Origin of the sequence: Stieleria sp. (assembly GCF_041595215.1) — a bacterium.
In the GTDB taxonomy this organism is placed as follows: domain Bacteria; phylum Planctomycetota; class Planctomycetia; order Pirellulales; family Pirellulaceae; genus Stieleria; species Stieleria magnilauensis.
Genome location: NZ_JBFHKV010000320.1, coordinates 1 through 8,000 on the forward strand (window position 1 = coordinate 1; position 8,000 = coordinate 8,000).

5 protein-coding genes are annotated in these 8,000 nt (G+C 60.2%); 1 reads left to right on the plus strand and 4 read right to left on the minus strand.

Annotated elements, in window-relative coordinates:
- The 4 genes from ABX749_RS14030 to ABX749_RS14045 form a co-directional block, all read right to left on the minus strand.
- Nucleotides 1-1,073 (minus strand): TolB family protein (locus tag ABX749_RS14030; protein ID WP_372896523.1); only part of this gene is annotated, 1,073 nt, incomplete at its 3' end.
- Nucleotides 1,074-1,181: 108 nt separating this feature from the next.
- Entirely contained in the window at nt 1,182-1,574 is a 393-nt protein-coding gene (locus ABX749_RS14035) for a hypothetical protein (protein ID WP_372896524.1), read from the minus strand.
- Between the two features lie 96 nt (nt 1,575-1,670).
- A complete protein-coding gene (locus ABX749_RS14040; RefSeq protein WP_372896525.1) occupies nt 1,671-3,950 on the minus strand; it encodes a multiheme c-type cytochrome in 2,280 nt (759 codons plus the stop codon).
- A gap of 102 nt (nt 3,951-4,052) precedes the next feature.
- Nucleotides 4,053-4,688, minus strand: coding sequence for a hypothetical protein (locus tag ABX749_RS14045; protein ID WP_372896526.1), 636 nt, complete (start codon nt 4,686-4,688; stop codon nt 4,053-4,055).
- A gap of 299 nt (nt 4,689-4,987) precedes the next feature.
- Between ABX749_RS14045 and ABX749_RS14050 the strand changes: the two genes are divergently transcribed.
- The gene (locus ABX749_RS14050) at nt 4,988-7,828 is read left to right on the plus strand and encodes a 2-oxoglutarate dehydrogenase E1 component (RefSeq protein ID WP_372896527.1); all 2,841 of its coding nucleotides are present in this window, start codon (nt 4,988-4,990) and stop codon (nt 7,826-7,828) included.
- The last annotated feature ends 172 nt before the right edge of the window (nt 7,829-8,000 follow it).

Here is an 8,000-nt window from a genome sequence, read left to right on the forward strand (position 1 = left end):
AAGATCTGTGAACGTTTCTCGGCCGTTCGGTTGCTGGTCCACGCGATGCGATCGCCGCCGGGCAAGAAGACGGGCAGGCCATCGAATCCATCGGTGTAGGTCACGCGAACGGGTTGCCCCTGGCCATCGGCGCGGACGCAGTAAAGTTCAAAGTTGCCGAAGCCGTGTCGGTTGGTGGTGAAGATCAAGTAATCGCTGCTGGGATGGTAAAAGGGAGCCCAACTCATTGCGCCGATGTCGGTCAAGCGGCGGACGTCGGTGCCGTCGGTGGCCATCGTGTAGATTTCCGCCGTCGTTCCGTCTTCGGAAAATCGTCGCCAGCAGATGCGGGCACCGTCGGGCGAAAAAAACGGGCCGCCGTCATAGCCGTTGACGTCGGTCAACTGGCGGACGTTCGATCCGTCGGCGTTCATGATGTACAGGTCGATGAAGTACGACTTGTCGGTCTTCAGCAACTCGGTCTCGCGCGGCGACAGCGTCTCGGAGTATGCGGCTCGGTTGGACGCAAACACGATCTGGGTTCCGTCGGGGCTGTAACTGGCTTCGGCGTCATAGCCGACCGCTTCGGTCAGCCGGTTGTACGCGCCATCATCGAGCCGCTCGTAGATTTCAAACTCGGGGTCGTAGTCCCACGAATAGCGTGGCTGTTTTCCGGTCCGGCGAAGCTCGAGGAGTTCGTTCTGCTTTGCGACCGAGGTTTCATCGTGGTGCGTGCTGGAAAACAGCACCCGATCGCCGCTGGGGTGGATCCAGGCGCAGGTCGTTTTACCCTGCCCGGGTGAGATCTGTTGCAGATCGCCGGTTTCGAGATCCATCAAGAAGATTTGGTAGAACGGATTGGCCGGATCGCGTTCACTTTGAAAGACCATCCGTTTGGCATCGCCGCTGAAGTAGCCTTCGCCGGCACGCAGTCCGTCAAAGGTGATCTGCCGTGCTTCGGAAATCAGTTCCGCTTCCTTTTCCGGCGACAGATCGGTGGAGGGATCGTCACTGGGTGGCTGGGCGCTCAGTGACGGGGCGCCGAGCAGGATGGCCGAAAGCGTGATCAGAAAGAGCAGGGCTGCGTGTCGCATATGAATTCGATCGTGGTAGGTTCGATGAAGGGAGGCGTGGAGGGTAGGACGGATTGTCAGTCCGTGCCCTCGTCCATCAGATTGTATTGCAAGTGGTGCGGTGTCGTTTCAGGGGTCGACCAATCCCTGGGCCCCACGCAGCTGGATCAAATCCTCGCTCCAGCGGAGAAACAATTCTCTTCGTTCGCTCGGATCTTGAAAGACCCGGACGGAGTTTGTTTTGTGGCGGATGTCGTCGCGGACCAACCCGTACAGGTTTTCGTAGACCGCTTCGGGATCGGGACCCTCGGTTTCTTCGGCCTGCAGCCGAGCCGTCGCTTCGAAGCGAAACACCTGGAGCCAACCGGGGCGTTGGACGGCGACCAGACGCACATTTTTCAGTTTGGCCGAGCCTCCGTAGTAGCCGTTTTGGGTCAGGTGTTTTCGGATCTCCAATTCCATTTCGCGGTCGCCGCACCAGTCATTCCATTTTTGCTGAAGCGATTTCAGGAGTGCGATCATTGAATGCCTCAGCGGGTTGGCTGGCGAATGCGGATGGGAAAGGGGCTGCCCCGAATTTGGCCCCGTGATCAAGTGATGTACGTCGCGTCCCAATCACTATTGTGAGCTGTCCATCTTTTCCTTGAGCAGCCTGACTGCGGTTTGAAATTCGGGGTTGTCCGGTTCCAGCGTGACGGCTTTTTCGAGTTGCGAAAGTGCGGCGTCGAGTTGTCCGTCCAGGTACAGCAACAGTCCGTAGCGGTACTGAATGCCGGCGATTTGGGGCGCCAGTGCGGCGTCACGCGCCAGCAGCGGCAGTTCCTGTTTGCGGAGTGTTTTGACGCGTTTGAGCAAGGGCTCTCGCTCGGATTCGGGCACGTTCGGGGCAAGCTGTTCCAGCAGGCTGGCCAGATTGGTCCTGGCACCGACGGCGCCCGGTTCGACGCGAATCGCCGTCTGATAAGACTCGATCGCTTCGCCGTAGCGTCCCAATTGTTCGCAGATTCCTGCCCAGCCCATGTGTGCTCCGGCGCGGTCCGATGCGACCATGAACTCCTCGTGGACTTCATTCAACACGGATTCCAGTTGGGTCCGCTCGGACGGTGAAAGCTGGCCAAAGGCGGGAGATCCCAGCAGCGCTCGGGCGGCCGAGGTTCGCACCAGACGCGAGTCGTCACCGAGTAGTTTCATCAGCTTGCTCTTGCCGGTCGACGCGTTGGCCATCGCCAGCACGGAGGCGGCGGTTGAACGGACCAACGGATGCTGGTCGGTTTGATCGGCCAGTTCGGCAGCGACGCGTGGCACCGCGGCGACGCCTTGCCTGGCGAGTTCCTCCAGCAGCGTTGCTTTGGCGATCGCGGGGGCGCGTTCGTCGTTGATCGCCAGCATTTCAATCGCCTTCCGGGCGGCACTCGGATCGCCGCGACGCAGTGGCACGAGTGCTTCGGCGAAGTGCAGCGGTTGCTTCCTTTGTTCGCCGTACCATTGTTCGCAAGCGTCATCACACCACTGGTCGGTTTGCCGCATCAACTCCGCCAGGGTTTCGCCGTCGGTTCCGATGGGTTGTTCGCCGTCTTGCTCGGCGGCCAATAGCCATTGCGAGTATTCCTTGGACTGGAACGTCTCGCGATGCTCGGCGGCGATCTGCGGCAGTCGATCCTTGACGTGACAGTGGCTGCAGGCGTTGGGGGTACCCAGTTTGACCGAGAGATCCGGTCGCGGGATCCGCAAGCTGTGGTCTCGCCGCGGGTCGACTTCCATGTACGTGGTGTGGGGCATGTGACAGTTCACGCACTTGGCGCCTTCGGTGCCGGGGGCGTGATGGTGGTGGGCCGGAACATCGTATTTACCGGCGGCGTGCTGATGGCAATTGGTGCAGGTCTCGTTGCCGGGGAATTTTAATTTCAGCGAGTGGGGATCGTGGCAATCGGTGCAACGGATGTCCTTGTGATACATCTTGCTTTGGATGAACGATCCGTAGACGTAGACTTCGTCTTTGATTTGCCCGTCACCGTGGTACGTTGCCTCGCCGAGTGTTTCCAGGCGATAGTGGTCAAAGTAATCGGGGCCGGCGGTGAACCGTTCATCCATCACGCCGCGGCGGCTGTGGCACGGCGCACAGGTCTGCAGTTGGGGCTCGGGATCGGGCCCTTTCAATTTGGCCAATCCGTATCCGTGGCGTCGGTCCCAGAACAGCGATTTCTTATTGGCCAGTTCGATGTGCAGGGACGCCGGACCGTGACAGGCTTCGCAACTGACGTCGATTTCGGAGAACGTCGTGTGGTAGGTGCCCGAGTCGGGGTCGAAGTTGCGTTTCAGGTTGGTGGAGTGGCAATCGGCACACATCGTTTGCCAACGCTGTGCGATGCCGGTCCAGTGCAGCGGGTCGTCGGCGGCCAGTTTGTCCGCGACATCCGGCGGGCGGAGGTAGAACCACTTGTGGTCGCGCGAGTCCCAGCTGATGCGGAGGACTTGCAGACGAGCGACGTCACAGGATTCCATGTCTTCGCTGCGGTCAAATTCGACCATGTACTGTTGCAGCGGGTAGACGCCGAACACGTATTTGACTTCGAAGTCCTGCATCGTGCCGTCTTCGCCTTCGGTGTGAACCATGAAGCGTTCACCGTCGCGAAACAATCGATTGACCAATCCGTCGTGCTCGAACGTGACATCGTTAAAATCGCCGAGTACGGTTTCCTCGGTCGCCAGGTCCATGGCTTTGTCGTGGTCCGACCCAATGAAATCTTCGGTTTGTTGTCGGTGGCATTCGATGCAGGCGTCGCGTCCGACGTAGCTGCGCACAATGCCTTCAGGTTCGGCCGACCAGTAATCGGCCAACACGCCACCGGCGATCAGCACCCCCAGGACAAGGACGGGAATCGACCACCGCCGTAACAAACCGCGGGGAGGCTCGACGGTGGGGGCGGCGTCCGGATTCGCTGGCGAGACAGGTGGGGGGAGCTTCGATGATGGGCGTCGGCGGTCGGACAAGATGTGCGGCTAGGGAGTGAGTCGAGGAGGGGGGCGAAGGCGGTCGTGGGATGTGGGCGACGGATCGCCGGGCAGTCCGCCGGATGTGTGTGCCCGCTGGTGCGATTGGGGCTGGCGATCCGATTGAGGCTGGAGGGGACGATGGGGATCGGCCGGATCTTGCAGCAATCGAACCGCTTCCTGGTGCATCTGATTGACCAAGTACGTCTGATTTTCACTCTTGGGTTCGATTTTGTCGAGCAAGCGAGCGGATTTCAGAAGCATTTCGGCGGCCCGCCGTCTGCGGCGGACGGACTCGGTTCCCGGCAAACTTCGTGGCGGCGCGATCGTGGGCATCTCCGGAGCGGCGAATTTTGGATCGAGCGAGGACCCGTCCAGGACACTGCCGGTGCTGCGCAGCAGGTCCTGCAAGTCATCGGGTAACAGGGGGGCAGCGTCGCGATCGCCTTGCAGCGCCCGTGAGAGCGCCTCGCGGGCGGCCGGGTTATCCTGGGGTTGGGAGTCAACCGGCAAGGGGACATCGGGCAGCGGCAGGATGCGTTGAGGTGGTTCGGCGGCAAGCGGTCCGGCGAGCAGGCCGAGGTGCAGCAGAAACCCGCCGGAAGCGAAGAACAACAGAGCGGGCCGCGCTAGCAACGTGATCATCGTCAAATCCGTTTGTGGTGGAGAGGTCGTGCGGGCGAGCAGGATAGCTTCTCAGGCGGTTGCGGGCCAACAACAATTCGGCTCCAAGGAAGCCCCCAATGTGACGAATGTTTTTTTGAAAATCGTTCTGGCTTTGGCGGAGCGAGGGTGGCGGTTGATCGTCCAAAATCTAGACTGTGTTGAGGACGATGGTGGAATCTCGGCGACGGTTCAGCAATGCGATGAACTCGCTTCGGCCGCCCGTCAATAAACGCTTGAACGCTTCCAACAGACCAGGCCCGTGATCGGCATCGGTTGATATGAATAGCTTTAGCTTGGACTACATCGACGATTTGTACGTCCAGTATATTCAGGATCCTGAGAGTGTCTCGGAGACCTGGCGGCAGTATTTTGAGCAGTTCTTGGTGAGCTCTCCCGCAACGGCAAGGAAACGCAACGCCGGCGTTTCACAAAGCCGTCGCGCGTCCGCATCAAAATCCGCTGCTGGCGGCAAGCCCGGCGGAAACGGTTCCGCCCTGGCCGTCGCCCAGCGCAGGGGATCGACCGGTGACGAAGCGACCGACCAGGCGCTTTGGATGTCGCGGATGCAAGACCGCGTCAACCAATTGGTCCGCGAGTATCGCGTCCGCGGACACCTCAAAGCGCAGCTCGATCCGTTGGGCATCGACCGCGGCGACCGGCCCGAGTTGAGCCCCCAACGCTACGGCCTCAGCGAAACCGACATGCAGCGCCGCTTGGATTCGTCTGCGGTCGAGCACGTCAAGGGTGACACGCTTGACGTCATTTTGACGAAGCTTCGCAACACCTACTGTCGGTCGATCGGCGCGCAGTTCATGCACATCGACGATCGCAACATTCGCGATTGGTTGCAGCAGCGAATGGAGAGCACTGAGAACCGGCTGGACCTGCCTCACGAAACTCAGCGGCGGATCTACGCGCGGTTGGCCGACGCCTCGATCTTCGAAGAATTCGTGCGGCGTAAGTTTGTCGGCGCGAAAACGTTTTCGCTCGAAGGTGCCGAAACCCTGATCCCGCTGATCGACTTGGCGCTGGAGAAGGCGGGCGAGCACGGGGTGCAGGAAGTCGTCATGGGGATGGCTCACCGCGGCCGTTTGAACGTGATGGCCAACATCCTCAAAAAACGCGCGATGAACATCTTCTGGTCCTTCGATGATCCCAATCCGGAACTCAGCCGTGGCGGCGGCGATGTCCGCTACCACCTGGGATACAGCAGCGACTGGAAAACCGCCCGGGGGGATCATCTCCACATCTCCTTGTGCTTCAACCCCAGCCACCTGGAATACGTCAACACGGTCGCGATGGGACGCACGCGTTGCAAGCAGGATCATCGGGGGGATGGCGACCGGCGACAGGTGATGAACGTGTTGATCCACGGCGATGCCGCGTTCGCCGGCGAAGGGGTCGTGCAAGAAACGTTGAACCTGAGCCAGTTGGACGGCTACCGGGTCGGTGGCACGTTGCACATCATCATCAACAACCAGGTCGGGTTCACGACCGAGCCGGAGCAAGGCCGCAGCACCACCTACGCGACCGACGTGGCGAAGATGCTGCAGATTCCGATCTTTCACGTCAACGGCGAAGATCCCGAGGCGGTCGCGCAAGTCGTCGCCTTGGCGATGGATTTCCGTAACGAATTCCAACGCGACGTCGTCATCGATCTGTACGCGTTTCGTCGTTGGGGACACAACGAAGGCGACGAGCCACGGTTCACGCAGCCTCGCATGTACGCCGAAATCGATCGTCGCGCCGGCGTCCGCGAACAATACCTCAATCGACTCAAGGCACTCGGGAAAATTTCCGAAGAGGAAGCCGAGGAAATTCAGAAGGAACGAACCGAGAAGTTGGAGTCCGAATTCGACGCCAGCAAGAATCACCAATTCGTCCCCGACACGCAAACGCTCGCCGCCGGTTGGAGCGATTACTTCGGTGGCCCCGAGCCGGTCGAACCGACCGACACGACCTTCGACGAAAACCTGTTGGGTGAACTGGTCGACGCGGCGACGCGGTTGCCCGAAGGGTTCGCGCAGCACAAAAAATTGAAGCGGTTGATCGCCAATCGTCGCAACATGGCGGCCGGCGAAAAGCCGTTCGATTGGGCGACCGCCGAATTGGCCGCCTTCGCGTCGTTGCTTTCAAGCGGGCATGCAATTCGGTTGACCGGCCAAGATTGCCAACGCGGAACGTTCAGCCAACGGCATGCCGTTCAGCACGACGTCAAGACCGGCGAGACCTACATGCCGCTGGAGCACTTGGCCACCAATCAGGCACGCGTCGAACTGCACAATAGCCCGCTCAGCGAAGCCGGTGTGCTCGGATTCGAGTGGGGGTATTCGCTCGACGCGCCCGACAGCTTGGTGCTATGGGAAGCCCAGTTCGGTGATTTTTGGAACTGTGCACAAGTCATCGTCGATCAGTTCATCGCCAGTGCCGAAGACAAATGGAATCGACTGAGCGGTTTGGTGATGTTGTTGCCGCACGGGTTCGAGGGGCAAGGCCCCGAACACTGCAGCGCCCGGGTGGAACGGTTCTTGGCCATGACCGCCGAACACAACATCCAGGTTTGCCAGCCGACCACGCCGGCGCAGTACTTTCACCTGCTGCGTCGTCAAGTGATTCGCAAGTGGCGAAAACCCCTGATCGTGCTGACGCCCAAGAGCCTGCTGCGACACCCCGAAGTGGTCAGCGATCGCAAGGAACTGGCCGAAGGATCGTTCGAGCGAATCCTGAGCGACAAGGATGTGGATCTGTCGAAGGTTCGCCGCGTCATGCTGTGCACGGGAAAGATTTACTACGACTTGAAAAAGAGTCGCCAAGAACGCGAACTCGATGATGTGGCGTTGATTCGTCTGGAGCAACTTTATCCATTGGAAAGTGACGAATTGATCGCTGCCCTGGATGGAGTGCCCCGCGATGCCGAGATCTTCTTTGTGCAAGACGAACCCCGGAACATGGGAACCTGGCCTTATCTGAAGCTGAACTTCGGTGATGATTTTAATAGCGCCGGTTGGACGCTGGTTCCCATCACACGCGCCGAGTCGGCCAGCCCCAGCACGGGAAGCATGGCGGCGCACTTGATGGAACAAAAGGAACTGATCGAAGCCGCGTTTGCCGGGCTGTAGACGCGAGAATCGCCCAAGCGGTTCCTACGAGTGGGGCGACGCCGACGGCGTACCTGTTATTAGCGGTAGGGCGCGAGCCCTCCGGTCTGTTACTAGCGGCAGGGCGCGAGCCCTCCGGTCTGTTACTAGCGGCAGGGCGCGAGCCCTCCGGTCTTTCACGATGTTGTTGAGC

Excerpts from the sequence above, each read along its gene's own strand:
- ABX749_RS14035 (WP_372896524.1), bottom strand. The coding sequence starts at position 1,574 with ATGATCGCACTCCTGAAATCGCTTCAGCAAAAATGGAATGACTGGTGC.
- ABX749_RS14045 (WP_372896526.1), bottom strand. The coding sequence starts at position 4,688 with ATGATCACGTTGCTAGCGCGGCCCGCTCTGTTGTTCTTCGCTTCCGGC.
- ABX749_RS14050 (WP_372896527.1), top strand. The coding sequence starts at position 4,988 with ATGAATAGCTTTAGCTTGGACTACATCGACGATTTGTACGTCCAGTAT.